The 15862-nt window shown below is 71.0% G+C and carries 14 protein-coding genes; 12 read left to right on the top strand and 2 right to left on the bottom strand.

Annotated elements, in window-relative coordinates; all coding sequences use genetic code 11:
• Positions 1-18: 18 nt before the first annotated feature.
• The 7 genes from DC432_RS01805 to DC432_RS01775 all read left to right on the top strand — a co-directional run bounded on the left by DC432_RS01805 (position 19) and on the right by DC432_RS01775 (position 6710).
• Positions 19-2736: an FtsK/SpoIIIE family DNA translocase gene (locus tag DC432_RS01805; RefSeq protein ID WP_116536436.1), complete on the top strand. Its 2718-nt coding sequence runs from the start codon at positions 19-21 to the stop codon at positions 2734-2736.
• A complete protein-coding gene (gene pgsA, locus DC432_RS01800) occupies positions 2736-3323 on the top strand; it encodes a CDP-diacylglycerol--glycerol-3-phosphate 3-phosphatidyltransferase (protein WP_116536435.1) in 588 nt (195 codons plus the stop codon). The genes DC432_RS01805 and pgsA overlap by 1 nt, the downstream gene beginning before the upstream one ends.
• On the top strand, positions 3320-3847 hold the full coding sequence (locus DC432_RS01795; protein WP_116536434.1) for a CinA family protein: 528 nt from the start codon (positions 3320-3322) through the stop codon (positions 3845-3847). Before pgsA ends, DC432_RS01795 begins: the two co-directional genes overlap by 4 nt.
• A gap of 174 nt (positions 3848-4021) precedes the next feature.
• Entirely contained in the window at positions 4022-4330 is a 309-nt protein-coding gene (locus tag DC432_RS01790; RefSeq protein WP_108319449.1) for a helix-turn-helix domain-containing protein, read from the top strand.
• Between the two features lie 10 nt (positions 4331-4340).
• On the top strand, positions 4341-4565 hold the full coding sequence (locus tag DC432_RS01785; protein ID WP_116536433.1) for a DUF3046 domain-containing protein: 225 nt from the start codon (positions 4341-4343) through the stop codon (positions 4563-4565).
• Positions 4566-4830: 265 nt separating this feature from the next.
• Complete coding sequence (recA, locus tag DC432_RS01780; RefSeq protein WP_108319445.1) at positions 4831-5886, top strand: recombinase RecA; 1056 nt, start codon at positions 4831-4833, stop codon at positions 5884-5886.
• On the top strand, positions 5886-6710 hold the full coding sequence (locus DC432_RS01775; protein ID WP_207770724.1) for a regulatory protein RecX: 825 nt from the start codon (positions 5886-5888) through the stop codon (positions 6708-6710). Before recA ends, DC432_RS01775 begins: the two co-directional genes overlap by 1 nt.
• Positions 6711-6899: 189 nt before the next feature.
• Here the strand turns inward: DC432_RS01775 and DC432_RS01770 are convergent, their stop codons facing one another.
• Positions 6900-9512: a helix-turn-helix transcriptional regulator gene (locus DC432_RS01770; RefSeq protein WP_133177868.1), complete on the bottom strand. Its 2613-nt coding sequence runs from the start codon at positions 9510-9512 to the stop codon at positions 6900-6902.
• A 156-nt stretch (positions 9513-9668) separates the two neighbouring features.
• Here DC432_RS01770 and miaB point away from each other — a divergent pair, with 156 nt between their 5' ends.
• The 4 genes from miaB to dapF are packed head-to-tail and all read left to right on the top strand — an operon-like array spanning position 9669 to position 13541.
• Entirely contained in the window at positions 9669-11216 is a 1548-nt protein-coding gene (gene miaB, locus DC432_RS01765; RefSeq protein WP_116536431.1) for a tRNA (N6-isopentenyl adenosine(37)-C2)-methylthiotransferase MiaB, read from the top strand.
• A complete protein-coding gene (miaA, locus tag DC432_RS01760; RefSeq protein WP_116536430.1) occupies positions 11213-12145 on the top strand; it encodes a tRNA (adenosine(37)-N6)-dimethylallyltransferase MiaA in 933 nt (310 codons plus the stop codon). The genes miaB and miaA overlap by 4 nt, the downstream gene beginning before the upstream one ends.
• Positions 12142-12657 (top strand): GNAT family N-acetyltransferase, encoded by a 516-nt coding sequence (locus DC432_RS01755; RefSeq protein ID WP_116536429.1) that lies wholly within the window; start codon positions 12142-12144, stop codon positions 12655-12657. Before miaA ends, DC432_RS01755 begins: the two co-directional genes overlap by 4 nt.
• A 29-nt stretch (positions 12658-12686) precedes the next feature.
• Entirely contained in the window at positions 12687-13541 is an 855-nt protein-coding gene (dapF, locus tag DC432_RS01750) for a diaminopimelate epimerase (protein ID WP_116536428.1), read from the top strand.
• A gap of 51 nt (positions 13542-13592) precedes the next feature.
• On the opposite strand, the gene DC432_RS01745 is transcribed toward dapF, so the two are convergent.
• Positions 13593-14237, bottom strand: a complete 645-nt coding sequence (locus DC432_RS01745; protein WP_116536427.1) for a class I SAM-dependent methyltransferase — start codon at positions 14235-14237, stop codon at positions 13593-13595.
• 86 nt (positions 14238-14323) lie between these two features.
• Here DC432_RS01745 and hflX point away from each other — a divergent pair, with 86 nt between their 5' ends.
• On the top strand, positions 14324-15841 hold the full coding sequence (gene hflX / locus DC432_RS01740; RefSeq protein ID WP_108320662.1) for a GTPase HflX: 1518 nt from the start codon (positions 14324-14326) through the stop codon (positions 15839-15841).
• Positions 15842-15862: the final 21 nt, after the last annotated feature.

Here is a 15862-nt window from a genome sequence, read left to right as displayed (position 1 = left end):
CCCGCCTACCGTGGAGGGATGGCCCGTACCTCGTCACCGTCCGGCGGTCGCGCCCCCGCGAAGGGGTCGACGCGATCCAAGGCCTCGACCCCGGCGCCCAAGCGCTACGTCGACGAGCCCGAGAAGCCCCCGGTCGCCGTCCGGGCGTGGATGGCGGTCGCCCACGGAGTGGGCGGCATGTTCCGGGCCTTCGGGCCCGAGACGCTCGAGCGCGATCAGCGCCGCGACGGCTTCCCGTTCTTCCTGGTCGTCCTCGCGGTGCTCGGTGCCGTCGTGGAGTGGTTCTTCATCGGAACGGATGCCGCCGCCCTCATCAGCGCGTACAGTTTCGGTGCCCTGGTGGGCCGGGTGGCCTTCGTGCTGCCCGTCCTGCTGCTCCTCTTGGCCGGGTGGTTGTTCCGGCACCCGGCGTCCGTTCACGACAACGGGCGCGTGGGCATCGGTTTCGGCCTGTTCGTGGTGACGGTCGCGGGCTTCTGCCACGTCGCGAACGGCAGCCCCGCGCCGAACGAGGGTCTCCCTGTGCTCAGCCTCGCCGGCGGTATCTCGGGGTGGATCCTCGGTGAGCCGCTCGCGACGGTGCTCACCGACATCGGGGCTTATGTCGCGCTGTCGATCCTCGCCGCGCTGAGCGTCCTGATCCTGACCAAGACCCCGCCCAACCGCATCGGACGGCGACTCGGAGACCTCTACGCGTGGATGTTCGGAGCGGAACGCGTCGAGCGGCCCGACCCGACCACCAAGGTCCTGGCGGCCGACGACGATGACGACGCGGGTGAGAAGTCGCTGCCGTGGTGGCGACGCAACAAGACGGGTCGAGAAGAGGAGTCCGACGGCTCGCTCGGCTCCCACGACCTCACCGAGCTGCTCTCTCCCGGGACGCCCCAGGGTGGTTTCGAATCTCCCGTCGTGGCGCCCGAACCGGTGGCCAAGCCCGCCGCGGTCACGCCCCCGCCCTTGCCCTCCGCACCCGCGTCCGAGGCGCTCACCGAGGTGTTCGACGCCCGTGCCCTGGCCGGAGCCGCGGCCGGACGCGGTCTGCACGACGACTCTCCGCTCCTCGAGGCAGACGACGCCGACGACCTGCCCGGCATCTCGGGTCTGGGCGGCGACCACGCCGGAGCGCCACCGGCCGCGAACTACCGCCTGCCCTCGGTGACGGCCCTCGCGGCGGGCACGCCGCCCAAGGCGCGATCCGCCGCCAACGACGCGGTGGTCGCGGCGATCGAGAGCGTGATGCAGCAGTTCAAGGTCGACGCGCGGGTGACCGGATTCTCGCGCGGACCGACCGTGACGCAGTACGAGATCGAGGTCGGCCCGGGTGTGAAGGTCGAGCGCATCACCGCGCTCACGAACAACATCGCCTACGCGGTGGCCTCGAACGAGGTGCGCATCCTCGCGCCCATCCCCGGCAAGAGCGCGATCGGCGTCGAGATCCCCAACGCCGACCGCGAGATCGTGACGCTGGGCGACATCCTGCGCTCCGAGGCCGCGATGTCGTCGACCCACCCGATGACCATCGGCGTGGGCAAGGACGTGGGCGGTGGCTTCGTCGTCGCGAACCTGGCGAAGATGCCCCACCTGCTGGTGGCAGGCTCGACCGGTTCCGGTAAGTCGAGCTTCGTCAACTCGATGATCACGAGCCTGCTCATGCGGGCGAAGCCGTCCGACGTGCGCATGGTGCTGATCGACCCCAAGCGCGTGGAGCTGACCTCGTACGCGGGCGTCCCGCACCTGATCACCCCCATCATCACGAACCCCAAGAAGGCCGCCGAGGCCCTCCAGTGGGTCGTCAAAGAGATGGACATGCGGTACGACGACCTCGCGTCGTTCGGATTCCGTCACATCGACGACTTCAACAGGGCCGTCGTCGCGGGTGAGCTGCAGCTGCCGGCCGGCAGCGAACGCGTGCTCAAGCCCTACCCGTACCTGCTCGTCGTGGTCGACGAGCTCGCCGACCTCATGATGGTCGCCCCGCGCGACGTCGAGGACTCGATCGTGCGCATCACGCAGCTCGCGCGCGCCAGCGGCATCCACCTCGTCTTGGCGACGCAGCGCCCGTCTGTCGACGTCGTCACCGGTCTGATCAAGGCGAACGTGCCCTCGCGCCTCGCCTTCGCCGTGACGAGCGTCACGGACTCCCGCGTCATCCTCGATCAGCCCGGTGCCGACCGCCTGATCGGACAGGGCGACGGTCTGTTCCTCCCGATGGGCGCGTCCAAGGCGCTTCGCGTGCAGGGTGCCTGGGTCAGCGAGCAGGAGATCGAGAAGGTCGTCGCGCACGTCACCCAGCAGGCGCGACCCGAGTACCGGTCGGACGTCCAGGCCGCGGCCGAGAAGAAAGAGATCGACGCCGACATCGGGGACGACCTCGAGCTGCTCCTCGCGGCCGCCGAGCTCGTCGTCTCGACGCAGTTCGGCTCGACCTCGATGCTGCAGCGCAAACTGCGCGTCGGTTTCGCCAAGGCAGGCCGACTGATGGACCTGCTCGAATCGCGCGAGATCGTCGGACCCTCCGAGGGGTCGAAGGCCCGCGACGTGCTCGTCACCAACGAGCAGCTACCGGCCGTCATGGCCCGCCTGCGCGGGGACGACGCACCGCCGGCCGTCGCGGCGGCGGACGACGACCGATACGGCGAGGACCCGATCGAGGCGCAGTTCGACGGCTTGCCCGTCGTGAACGCGGATGACGACGAGGGTTCCGAAGACGCCTGGCAGCTGACGGGACGCGACTAATGGCCGTTCACCCTCAATTGCCCAATGCGATCACCATCGCGCGCATCCTCTGCGCGCCGGTGTTCCTCTGGTTGCTCCTCGCCGATGCGGGCGCCGGCGGCGGACTGCGCTGGGCCGCGGCGGTACTCTTCATCGTCGCGATCGCGACGGACGGGGTCGATGGCTACATCGCCCGTCGCTACCGGATCGTGAGCGACCTGGGCAAACTCCTCGACCCCATCGCCGACAAGGCCCTCACGGGTGTGGCGTTCGTCGGACTGTCGATCCTCGGTGAGCTGCCGTGGCCGATCACCATCGTCGTGCTGATCCGCGAGATCGGCATCACGGTGTACCGCTTCATCGTCGTCAGCGACCACGTGTTGGCGGCGGCGTGGATGGGCAAGCTCAAGACGGTGTTCCAGGCCATCGCGCTCTCGATGGCCCTCCTTCCGCTCGCCGGCCTCTCGGACGCCCCCGCGTGGCAGGCCGGTGTCTGGTGGGCGGGCGTCGTCACCATGACCATCGCGGTCGTGCTGACCATCGCCTCCGGCATCGACTACGTGGTCACCGAGGCGCGCGCCGCGCGCAGGGGTCGAGGCGCGCGATGATCGACGGCATCCCCGAAGATCTCGACGAGACCCTCGTGCGCACGCCGCGCGAGAGTGCGGCGCTGCTCCTGGACCGGCTCGGCGAGCTGGGCTGGACGGTCGCCGTGGCCGAGTCGCTCACCGGCGGTCTCGTCGTGTCGTCCCTCGTCGACGTTCCGGGTGCTTCGCGAGCGGTCCGCGGGGGAGTGGTGGCCTACGCCACCGACCTCAAGCACGGGGTGCTCGGCGTCGATCAGGCTCTCCTCGACGCCCACGGCGCCGTCAACCCCCGCGTGGCCCGGCAGATGGCGCGGGGCGTGCGCGACGTGCTCGGCCGCGATGGCGTCGCCGCCGACGTCGGGATCGCCACCACCGGCGTGGCCGGCCCCGACGAGCAGGACGGGCAGCCCGTGGGGACGGTGCACATCGCCGTCTCGACCCCTCTGGGAACCCGGGTCGATTCGCTGGTGATCGCCGGCGACCGGGAGCGTATCCGGCGCGAGACGGCCCATCTCGCGATCCGACGCGCCCTCGCGGCCCTCTGATACTTCGACGCCGAAGTGTTCCGGTCCGAAAGAGGGGAACAAATGATGACACATCCCGGTTTCGTTCTGCGATTCCCATCCGGTGCTCAGCGCACGGCATTAGGGTGACCACAGACGGTGTTTCACAGTTGTCCAACCGGACACGACGGAATCAGCAGTGAGGAGGGCCCCCAAATGATCCTGGTTCGTCAAGAGATCGGCGAAGTCCTGCGTGACCTCCGCCAGCAGAAGGGTCGTACCCTCCGCCAGGTCGCAAGCCGGGCGAGCGTCGCCCTGGGCTACCTCAGTGAGGTCGAGCGCGGTCAGAAAGAAGCGTCCAGCGAAATCCTCGCGTCGGTCGCCGAGGCGCTCGACGTGCCCATCTCGACCATCATGCGTCAGGTCGGCGACCGTCTCTCGGTCCTCGAGGGACTGCAGACCTTCCCCGACGTCGTCCCCGACGAGCTCGTCGCGGCCGTCGAGCCCGAGCTCTCGCTGCGCTGAGTCCGCCTCGATGCGTCGAAGCGAGTTCGACCGCGCCGTCGCCGATGAGTTCGGTGCGCGTGGAGGATCCCTGCTGACCGACCTCGTCCTGTCCGCCGTGGGCGGGCGGACGAGCGTCGATGCCCTCGCGGCGGGCGTCGACCCGCGCGACGTCTGGCTCGCGCTCTGCGCCGAGACCGACGTGCCCGAGAACCGGCGATACGGCGTCGGCCGCCTGGAGCCTCGCCGCTCCTGAGCTCGCCGACGTCCCGTGTTCGGTAGTCGCGCGATTCGTTTCGGCGTGTCGTCGAATCTTCGTTCGATTCGGGCGTAGTGTCCTTCACAGCGGAGTTTCCGCGGCATCCATCCCCATCCGGGGGAGCCTTCGAACCCAATGTCGGAGGTCCTCCCTAACGTGGGAAATGTCGAACGACACTCTGAACGCCTTGTCGGGCACCCCCACCGTCGGTGGGGCCGCGACAGCCTATAGGCGACCGGAACGCGAGCAGAAAGAATACGTCATGCCCTCACCCGCAGACCGCGAGAAGGCCCTCGAATCGGCCCTCGCCCAGATCGACCGTCAGTTCGGAAAGGGCTCGGTCATGCGACTGGGCAGCGACGACCGTGCGCCGATCGAGACCATCCCCACCGGCTCCGTCGCCCTCGACGTGGCCCTCGGCATCGGCGGTCTTCCCCGCGGCCGCATCATCGAGATCTACGGCCCGGAGTCGTCGGGTAAGACCACACTGACGCTCCACGCGATCGCCAATGCCCAGCGCGCCGGCGGTATCGCGGCGTTCATCGACGCCGAGCACGCGCTCGACCCCGAGTACGCCAAGAAGCTCGGCGTCGACATCGACGCTCTGCTGGTGTCGCAGCCCGACACCGGTGAGCAGGCGCTCGAGATCGCCGACATGCTCATCCGCTCCGGCGCGATCGACCTCGTCGTCATCGACTCCGTCGCCGCCCTCGTCCCCGAGGCCGAGATCAAGGGTGAGATGGGCGACTCGCACGTCGGCCTCCAGGCGCGTCTGATGTCGCAGGCCCTGCGTAAGCTCACCGGTGGCCTCAACACCACGAAGACCACGGCGATCTTCATCAACCAGCTCCGCGAGAAGATTGGTGTCTTCTTCGGTTCGCCCGAGACCACCGCCGGTGGAAAGGCGCTGAAGTTCTATGCGTCCGTTCGACTCGACATCCGCCGCATCGAGACGCTGAAAGACGGTACCGAGGCCGTCGGCAACCGCACGCGCGTCAAGGTCGTCAAGAACAAGATGGCCCCGCCCTTCAAGCAGGCCGAGTTCGACATCCTCTACGGCGTCGGCATCTCGCGCGAGGGCAGCCTCATTGACTTCGGTGTGGAGCACGCCATCGTCAAGAAGTCGGGCGCGTGGTACACCTACGAGGGCGAGCAGCTCGGTCAGGGTAAAGAGAACGCGCGCAACTTCCTCATCAAGAACCCCGACATCGCGGCCGAGATCGAGTCGAAGATCAAGACCAAGCTCGGCATCGGCGGAGCCGGCGCAGCCGCTGCCCCCGCGGCTGACGACGAGCTGGCCGCGCGTCGCCCGGCCTGATGGCGGCAGACGACGGTCGAGGCCGTCACGCCGGCACGACGCCGGGTGACGGCCACGACGGCCTCGCTCCCGTCATCCCGCTCTTCGGTGACCGTCCCGGACGGGCATCGGCGTCACGCGGGAACGCGGGCACACGGGTGCGGTCGTCCGCCGACCACTCGGACGCGGACGACTGGCACCCGCCGGTGGCCTCCGGTCGACGGACCCGTGTGCTGGCGCCCGTCGAGGTCGGGTCCTCCTCGGACGAGCGGGCCGGTGAGGCCGGCGACGTCCGGCCGAGCGATGAGCCGTCGGCAGAGCAGGTGCGAGACGACGCCGAGGCGGTGCTGCTGCGCAAGCTGCGATCGCGGTCCCTGTCGCTCAGCGAAGCGCGGACGGTGCTGCGCGGTGTCGAGGGCGTCGACGAGATCGTCTGCGACGAGATCATCGACCGGTTCGTCGACCTGGGCTATCTCGACGATGCCACATTCGCCGAGCAGCTGGTGATGTCGGCGATGGACAAGCGCGCAGAGGGCCGTCGAGCCGTCGCCGAGACGTTGCGCAAGAGAGGCATTCCCCGCGATGTCGCCGAGGCGGCCCTCGCGACGCTGCCCGATGACGACGCCGAGCGTGCACTGGACTTCGCGAGATCGAAGATCCGGGGGGTCCAGGGCGCCGAGTACGACGCCGCCCTGCGACGGCTCTCCGGTCAGCTGGCCCGCCGCGGGTACCCCTCGTCGGTGGCGCTCACCGCCGCCCGGACGGCGCTCAGCGAGGCGGGCATCGGGCGCTCCCGGTCATCCGCGCGGCCCGCGTCGGGCGTCCGGTTCACGCCGGACGACTGAGCGCGCGCAAGACCCCGGGCCGGATCCGCGCTCGGTCGGTCCACACCGGAGCGTCGGTGCGCGCGCAGGACCCCAGGCCGGATACGCGCACGGTGGGTCCATACCGGAGCGTCGGTACGCGCGGATTTGCACGGACGCGGTCGTCCCGACCGGCAACCGGTGCGCGCGACGGAGCTCGTCGTCCTCCGTTCAGTGCCGGGGAGTCCGCGCAGCCCGTCCCGGGCCCACGGGGTCATCGATGTCCCGTGCACGTGCGCCGCCCGCGGTCTCGCGCCGACGGGTTGCGCCGGCCGCGACGAGGCGCCCCAGTTCGCGCCGCGACGCGGCGCCCACCTTCATCCGCGCCTGATAGACGTGCGACTCGACGGTTCGGATCGACAGGAACAGGCGCGTCGCGATCTCACGATTGGTGAGGCCCTCGTTCGCCATCAGGGCGATCTCCCGCTCGCGGGCGGTGAGCTCCTCCCCGCTATCGCTGCTGTCATCGCGCAGAGACAACCGCGTGACCGGCGCGGCGGGGCTGACGGCGCGGTCTGAATCGCTCGACCACAGGGCGTGCAGGCGCAGCTCGTCCACGAGCGTGTCGTCCTCGTCGTGGGGGCGTGCCGCAGCGCGGCGCACGGCCTCGGCAGCGATCGGCAGATCCGTGGTCGCAGCGAGCTGCACGAGCTCGTCGATCTCGTCCTGCAGTGCGGCGTTGAGCGTGACCAGTCGGAACAGATCGCGGATGCGCAACGCGGCGGCGGTGGTGCCGCGCGTCAGTTCCGCGGCGGCGCGCGCCGTCTCGCGGGCGGCCTCATGTCGGCCCTCGGCCACCCGCACGGTGGTCTGCACGTACAACCGGCTCCGTTGCACGAGGGCGGCACCGCGATCGTCTACCTGGGCGATGATCGCGCGCGCCTCGTCGAGACGCCCCGCGAGGGCGAGCTCCTCGGCGACACCGAGCTCGATCATCGCCGTCGACATGGCGGCGACGGCCGTGGGCTCCCGCGACAGCGCGGACGTGAGCTCCCGAGCGGACTCGAGGGGGCGCCCCGCGCCGGCGTAGGCGATCGCCCCCGCCGCCCCGGCGAGGGTGAGCTCGGCCGACTCGCCCTCGCGCGCGGTCGTCGCGACCTCGGCGTTGAGACGCTCGCGCACCCCCGCTCCGTCGGCTCCCGCGATCTGGTGTCCTGCGAGCATCGACATCACGGCGGCCAGGCGCTCCCGCGGGCCGATGCCGTCGGCGCGGCGTCGGGCGTCGAGCGTGCGCTGCACCTCGCGATAGTGGTGCTGGGCGAGTTTCCACCGGCCGCGATACGTCTCGGCGGTACCGACCGCCACGGTGGCGCGCAGCCGCGCCGCCGGGGACGCGGCGGTCTCGGCGGCGGCGCGGGCGGCGGCCTCGGCCGCCCGCGCCCAATCGAGTTGGGCGCCCGCGCGGAGCGCGTCGGCGAGCAGCCTCTCGACACGGGCGTCCGCCTCGGTGGTCGACGATGCGGCCGAAGAAGCGCCGCGTCTCTCGGCGGCCGCGCGGGCGATCCGTCTGCGCGCGCCGGGGTCGATGTCCTCGTCGATCTCGGGGGATCCGTGGGCGGCGAGTTCCGCTTCGAGCCGCAGCGCGGGGTCGTCCTTCGCGCGCAGCCCCCGCAGCGCGTGCGCGGCGGCGTGGGCGGTGTCGCCGCGATCGTTTGCGGCTCGCGCCCCGGCGAGGGCTACCCTGACCCGGGTGGACGGGGGGTGGTCGTTCTCGTCGGAGTCGGCCCCGAGGCGATGCCACCGCTCCGAGACGGCGACGGCGATCGCGTGACTCCACCATTCGTCGTCCTCCGCCAGCATCCTCGAGCCGGCGGCGCGGACGAGGTCGTCGACGTACGCCGTGCCCAGCTGCCTTCGCGCCTCCTGCGCAACGAGGTCGTTCACGGTCAGACGACGCTCGCTCGACGGGTCGGCATGCAGCAGCCCGCTCGCCAACAGGGCGTGCACGCTCTCGGCGTTGAACAGCCGCGTCGCGGCCGCGAGTTCGAGGTGGGGCAGAACAAGCACGCCCGCCAGGCACTCGAGGTCGGGGCGGGTGATCTCGGCGACGTGCCGTTCGAGGGCCACGGCGAGCCGGCTGTCCCGTGCGATCGCGCGCAGAGGGCTGAGCGGATCGCGACCGGCGCGGGCCGCGCCCGTGGCCTCGAGGACGAGATGCCGCAGCAGCGCCCGAGACCCGTCCGCCCGCCACACGAGCGCGGCGCGGGTGGCGTTGTCGAGCAGCGACGCATCGGGGAACAGGTCGATCATCCCGCGTGCGTCCTCGTCCGACAGCTCGCGCAGGTCGATACGGCGCAGGATGCCGTCCATCCACAGCCCGAGGACGGCTCGCCGCACCTCGTCGGCGTCGTCGCCCGGGTCAACCGCGCGCGGTCGGGCGGTACGCATCCCGAAGACGACCGTCGTCCGTCTGGTCGCCACGGCGCGTTCGAGTGCGTGCACGGATGCCGTGTCGAGCGCATCGACGTCGTCGACCACGATGACGCCGTCGACGGGTGCGTCGCCGGTCAGCTCGCGCACGTCGTCGAGGCACGGATCGCCTGTCGCGTCCAGAGCGCCGTAGGGCACCCGCGTCAGCGCCGAGCACGGCCGGACGACGGCGGTCCGCGTCCCCGTCCGCTGCAACTCGGCCGTGATGGCCCGCATCAGGTAGCTGCGCCCGCTGCCGCGCGGACCCGCGATCAGCAGAGACGTGCCCGCTCGAGCACTCTCGGCCAGCGTGACGGCGTCGCGGTCGGCCCCCACCAGTTGTCCCGACGTCGACGTCGGTCGATCATTCCCCATGTACAGCTCCCCCCGGAGACACCCGTCAGGTTCGACAGGTGGCGCACAGCTCAAACATAGCGAGATGTGAGCGATCCGTCTCCCGAAGGCACCGATCGCGCCGTGCCCGGTCGACGGGGGCGGGTGTCGGAGGCGCCGTTTAGACTGGCATCCATCATGACGACCCCCGTTTCCACTCCCACGCTGATCGCGCCGTCCGCCGCCGCGCAGGGCGATGCGGGACCCCGCACGTACGAAGTCCGCACCTTCGGGTGCCAGATGAACGTGCACGACTCCGAGCGCCTGTCCGGGTCGCTCGAGAGCGCGGGGTACGTCCGCGCCGAGGCGGGGACCGAGGCCGACGTCGTGGTGATCAACACCTGCGCCGTGCGCGACAACGCGGCCGGAAAGCTCTACGGCACGCTCGGCCACCTCAAGTCGCGCAAGGACGCGCACGACGGCATGCAGATCGCGGTCGGCGGCTGCCTCGCCCAGATGGACAAAGACGCGGTCCAGCAGAAGGCCCCGTGGGTCGACGTGGTGTTCGGCACGCACAACATGGGCTCGCTGCCGGGCATGCTCGAGCGCGCCCGCCACAACGGCGAGGCCGAGCTCGAGATCCTCGAGTCGCTCGAGATCTTCCCCTCGACGCTGCCCACCAAGCGCGATTCGGTCCACAGCGGCTGGGTGTCGATCTCGGTCGGCTGCAACAACACCTGCACGTTCTGCATCGTCCCGAGTCTGCGGGGCAAAGAGAAGGACCGTCGTCCCGGCGACATTCTCAACGAGATCCGTCTGCTGGTCGACGACGGCGCGATCGAGGTCACCCTGCTCGGTCAGAACGTGAACTCGTACGGGGTCGAGTTCGGCGACCGCCTCGCCTTCGGCAAGCTGCTGCGCGCCGCCGGAGAGATCGACGGTCTCGAGCGCATCCGCTTCACCAGCCCGCACCCGGCCGCGTTCACCGACGACGTCATCGCGGCCATGGCCGAGACCCCGGCGGTCATGCCGCAGCTGCACATGCCGCTGCAGTCGGGCTCCGACCGCATCCTCAAGGCGATGCGCCGGTCGTACCGCAGCGAGAAGTTCCTCGGCATCCTCGACCGGGTGCGCGAGCGCATCCCGCACGCCGCCATCACGACCGACATCATCGTGGGCTTCCCCGGCGAGACCGAAGAGGACTTCCAAGACACCCTGCGCGTCGTCGAGGCGGCGCGGTTCTCGAGTGCCTTCACGTTCCAGTACTCGATCCGCGAGGGCACGCCGGCGGCGACCATGGCCGACCAGGTGCCCAAGGCGGTCGTCCAGGAGCGTTACGAGCGGCTGATCGCGCTGCAGGAGCGCATCTCGATCGAAGAGAACCACAAGCAGCAGGGGCGCACGCTCGAGGTGCTCGTGTCCGCGGGCGAGGGCAAGAAGGACTCCGAGACCCACCGCCTCACGGGGCGCGCCGAAGACAACCGGCTCGTGCACTTCGAGCTGCCCGACGGCTCGCCCGTTCCGCGCCCCGGAGACGTGGTCTCGGTGACGGTGACGCACGCCGCCCCCTTCCACCTGCTGGCCGACGCCCCCGACGGGGCGCCGCTGCGCATCCGCCGCACGCGGGCCGGCGACGCGTGGGACCGCTCGCAAGCGGAATCATGCGGCATCCCCGCCCCCGCGGGTGATGCGGGAGCGCCGCGCGCGGTGTCCCTGGGGCTTCCCACGCTCCGCGTCGGCGTGTGATCGCGCCGGCCCTGTGGGCCGTCGTGGGGGCGACGGGAACCGGCAAGACGAGTCTCTCGCTCGACCTCGCCGAGGCGCTCGCCGCGAGCGGTCGTCCCGCCGAGATCGTCAACGCCGATGCGATGCAGCTGTACCGCGGGATGGACATCGGCACCGCGAAGATCCCGCTCGCGGAGCGACGCGGCATCCCTCATCATCTGTTCGACGCGCTCGCGGTGACCGACGACGCCGCGGTGGCGTGGTTCCAGGATGCCGCCCGCACGGCCATCCGCGAGATCCACGGCCGCGGTGCGGACGCGATCCTCGTCGGTGGTTCCGGACTCTACGTCTCGAGCGTGCTGTGGGACTTCCGGTTCCCGCCGCGCGACGAGGCCGTGCGCGAGCGACTCGAGGCGGAGCTGGCGCACAGCGGCGCGGGCGTGCTCTTCGCACGACTGCGCCAGGCCGACCCCGACGCGGCCGCGCGGATCGATCCGCGCAACGGTCGGCGCGTCGTGCGCGCGCTCGAGGTGCTCGAGCAGGGCGGCGAGACGCACGGGGGCGCTCTTCCCGCGGCGCCGGAGCCGTGGCATCCGCTCACCCGCATCGTGGCCACGCGGGTCGAGCGCGAGCAGCTCGTCCCGCTGCTCGACGCGCGCGTCGAGGCGATGTGGGCGGCGGGCTTGATCGACGAGGTCGAGGCGTTGCGCGCCGAGGGCCTCGAACGCTCGACGACGGCGGGGCGGGCGATCGGGTACGCACAGGCTCTCGCGCAGCTGCGCGGAGACCTCAGCCGCGACGACGCCGTGGCCGAGACGCAGGCGCTCACGCGGCGGTACGCCCGGCGTCAGGTGTCGTGGTTCCGACGCTACGCCCAGGCTCGATGGGTGGACGCGCGGTCGACGGATGCCGCGACCCTGCTGCCGGCGGACCGGGCGGGCGCCTCATGAGCATCACTATCCGGCCCTTCGCCCTCTCCGACGAGGATGCCGTCGTCGCGCTGTGGCACGAGGCGGGACTGACCCGCCCGTGGAACGATCCGCACGCCGACATCCGACGCAAGCTCACGGTGCAGCCCGAGCTGTTCCTGGTGGCGGTCGATACCCCGGGCGGTGGCGCCGAGGCCGATCCCGCCGTCGCCGATCACGCAGCGTCCGACCGCGCGGCGACCGACACCGCGCAGACCATCGTCGGCAGCGTGATGGCGGGCTACGACGGCCATCGCGGGTGGTTGTCCTACCTCGCCGCGGCGTCGTCGCATCGCGGTCGCGGAATCGGTCGTGCCCTCGTCGCCGAAGCGGAACGGCTGCTCCTGGAACGGGGCTGCCCGAAGGTGCAGCTGATGGTGCGCCCCGACAACGCCGCCGCACGCGGGTTCTACGACGCGCTCGGATACGAGCCGTTCGAGACGTGGACCACGGGCAAGCGCCTGATCGTCGACGGGCCGGCGGCGCCCGACTGAGCCGGCGCGCGGTCCCTAGACTGGAGGCCATGTCCTCTCTCGCGTTCACCAAGGGTCACGGCACCGGCAACGATTTCGTGGTCGTGTCCGACCCCGACGGCGAGCTCGACCTCTCCGACGCGCAGATCGCGGCGCTGTGCGACCGCCACTTCGGCATCGGCGCGGACGGTCTGCTGCGGGTGGTGCGCTCGGCCGCGATCGACGAGGGTGCCGAGGCCGCGGCCTCCGGCGCGGAGTGGTTCATGGACTACCGCAACGCCGACGGGTCGAAGGCCGAGATGTGCGGCAACGGCACGCGCGTGTTCGCCCGCTACCTGACCGACACCGGCCTGGCCTCGATCGAGTTGGGACTGCGCATCGGCACCCGGGCGGGTGTGAAGACCCTCACCCGCAGCGACCGCGGTTTCGAGGTGGACCTGGGCGTTTTCACCGTGGATGCCGCGGAGACCCTGGTTCGTGCCAAGGGCCTGAGCGTTGCACGACCCGGCGTCGGCATCGACGTCGGCAACCCGCACGTGGTCGTCGCCCTGTCGTCCGAGGCGGAACTCGAGGGACTCGACCTCACGTACCAGCCCGTCCTCGACCCGGCGCCCCGACACGGGGCCAACGTGGAGTTCGTCGTCCCGGCCGATCCGCTCGTGCGCGACGGCGTGGGAGCGATCCGCCTGCGCGTGTTCGAGCGCGGGGTCGGCGAGACGCTCAGCTGCGGCACGGGGGTCGCGGCGGCCGCCCTCGCCGTCCGGCACTGGGCCGGGGCCGCGGCGCCCGACACGTGGATCGCGGACACCCCGGGGGGAACCCTGGGCGTGCGCGTGTCCGAGGGGCGTGTGTACCTGTCGGGACCGGCATCCCTGGTGTTCACGGGCGAGGTCGCCCTCGCCTGAGAACCCGCGCAGACGGGGTGACCGGCCAGGGCATCCTGCGCGCGATCCCGCTCAGCGGACGACGTCGATGAGCTCGCTCGGCGGCGATCCGTGCTTGCGCACCCGCAGCACGCGGAAGCCGCGACCGGTCGCGGCCCGCTGCACGCCGTAGCCGTCGGCGAAGGTCGCGGCGAGCCACCGCTGCAGCGAATCGGAGCCGAGGTTGCGCTGGACCACGAACCACCCGTCGGAACGCTCCGACAGGCGGGGGATCCAGTGCTGCAGCATGCCGTGCAGTTCGTTCTTGCCGACCCGGATGGGCGGGTTGGAGCGGATGGTGCGGAACTCGACGTCGTCGGGAACATCCTCGGGCCGCACGGCGTTGATGTTGCTGAGGCCGAGGGACTCGGCGTTCCGCCTCACGAGATCGAGAGCACGTTCGTTGACGTCGACCGCCCACACGGTCGCGTGCGGTGAGGCGAGCGCGAGCGAGATCGAGATCGGACCCCACCCGCACCCCAGGTCGAGGAAGTTCCCACCGGCGGGCGGGGGAGGCGTATTCGCGAGCAGCACCGACGTGCCGGCATCCACGTGATCCGGACTGAAGACGCCGCCCGCCGTGACGAGCTCGAGTTCACGACCGGCGAGCGTGGCACGGATGCGACGGAGCTGTTCGGGACTCGACGGCGACGCGCTGAAATAGTGCTCGCTCCCCATTCCTCCAGGATATCGGACGGCCGTCTGCCCCACCGGGGCGGATAAAGTGCCAGAACACGCGGGATCGCCCGCGACGGAAGGAACACATGACCGAACAGACCACACCCCCGAGCATCGACGCGCCCGCCGTGGATCCGGTGGACCGCGTGCTCTCGCGCGCCGAAGCGCACCGCGGGGTCCGGGTCTTCGGTGCGGCGCAAGCACTCCAGGACGCCACGACGGCGTACGGCGGAGACGCCGACGGCGACCAGTGGGACCGCGAGGAGCGCGCCGCACTGCGCCGCGTCGTGGGCCTGTCGACCGAGCTCGAGGACGTCACCGAGGTCGAATACCGACAGCTGCGCCTCGAGAACGTCGTGCTCGTGGGCGTCCACCCCCAGGGCGAGCAGGCGGATGCCGAGAACTCGCTGCGCGAACTCGCGGCGCTCGCCGAGACCGCCGGTGCGGTGGTGCTCGACGGCGTCCTGCAGCGTCGCCCCCACCCCGACCCGGCGACCTACGTCGGGCGCGGCAAGGCGGCCGAACTGCGCGACATCGTCGCGGCCGTCGGCGCCGACACCGTGATCGCCGACACCGAGCTGGCGCCCAGCCAGCGGCGCGCCCTCGAGGACGTCGTCAAGGTCAAGGTCATCGACCGCACCACCGTCATCCTCGACATCTTCAGTCAGCACGCGAAGAGCCGCGAGGGCAAGGCGCAGGTCGAGCTCGCGCAGCTCGAGTACCTGCTCCCGCGCCTGCGCGGGTGGGGTGACTCGATGTCGCGTCAGGCCGGTGGACAGGTCGGCGCGGGCGGCGCGGGCATGGGCTCGCGCGGTCCCGGTGAGACCAAGATCGAGCTCGATCGTCGCCGCATCCGCACCAAGATGGCGCTGCTGCGCAAGCAGCTGCGCGACTTCGCCCCCGCCCGCGAGGCCAAGCGAGCCGAGCGCAAGCGTCACACGATCCCCTCGGTCGCGATCGCCGGGTACACCAACGCCGGCAAGTCGAGCCTGCTGAACCGCCTGACGAGTGCCGGAGTGCTGGTCGAGAACGCGCTGTTCGCGACCCTGGATGCCACGGTCCGCCGCTCCGAGACCACCGACGGCCGCGTGTACACGCTGACCGACACGGTCGGCTTCGTGCGCAACCTTCCGCACCAGCTGGTCGAGGCGTTCCGTTCGACGCTCGAGGAGGTCGGCGACGCCGACGTCATCCTGCACGTCGTCGACGCGTCCCACCCCGACCCGGCCGCGCAGCTGATGACGGTGCGCGATGTGATGGGTGATGTGGACGCGGACTTCGGCCACGAGATCGTCGTGTTCAACAAGGCCGATCTGGTGAGCGAGGACGACCGTCTGGTGCTGCGCGGGCTGGCGCCGCAGGCGAAGTTCGTCTCGTCGCGCACGGGCGAGGGCATCGACGAGCTGCGCGCGGCGATCGAGGATGCCCTGCCGCTCCCCGCGGTGGAGGTGCAGGCGGTCGTCCCGTACGACCGCGGAGACCTCGTGTCGGCCGTGCACGAGAGCGGGCTCATCGTCGCGCAGGAGCACCGCGAGAGCGGGACGTTCCTGCACGCCCACGTGGGCGCCCGCCTCGCGGCCGAGCTCGCCCCCTTCGCGGCCTGAGGCTCTCCACCGCGGTGGTTC

Origin of the sequence: Microbacterium testaceum (assembly GCF_003075375.1) — a bacterium.
In the GTDB taxonomy this organism is placed as follows: Bacteria; Actinomycetota; Actinomycetes; order Actinomycetales; family Microbacteriaceae; genus Microbacterium; species Microbacterium testaceum_E.
Note: the sequence above shows the minus strand (reverse complement) of the source record. Positions and strands in the feature narration are given on the sequence as shown.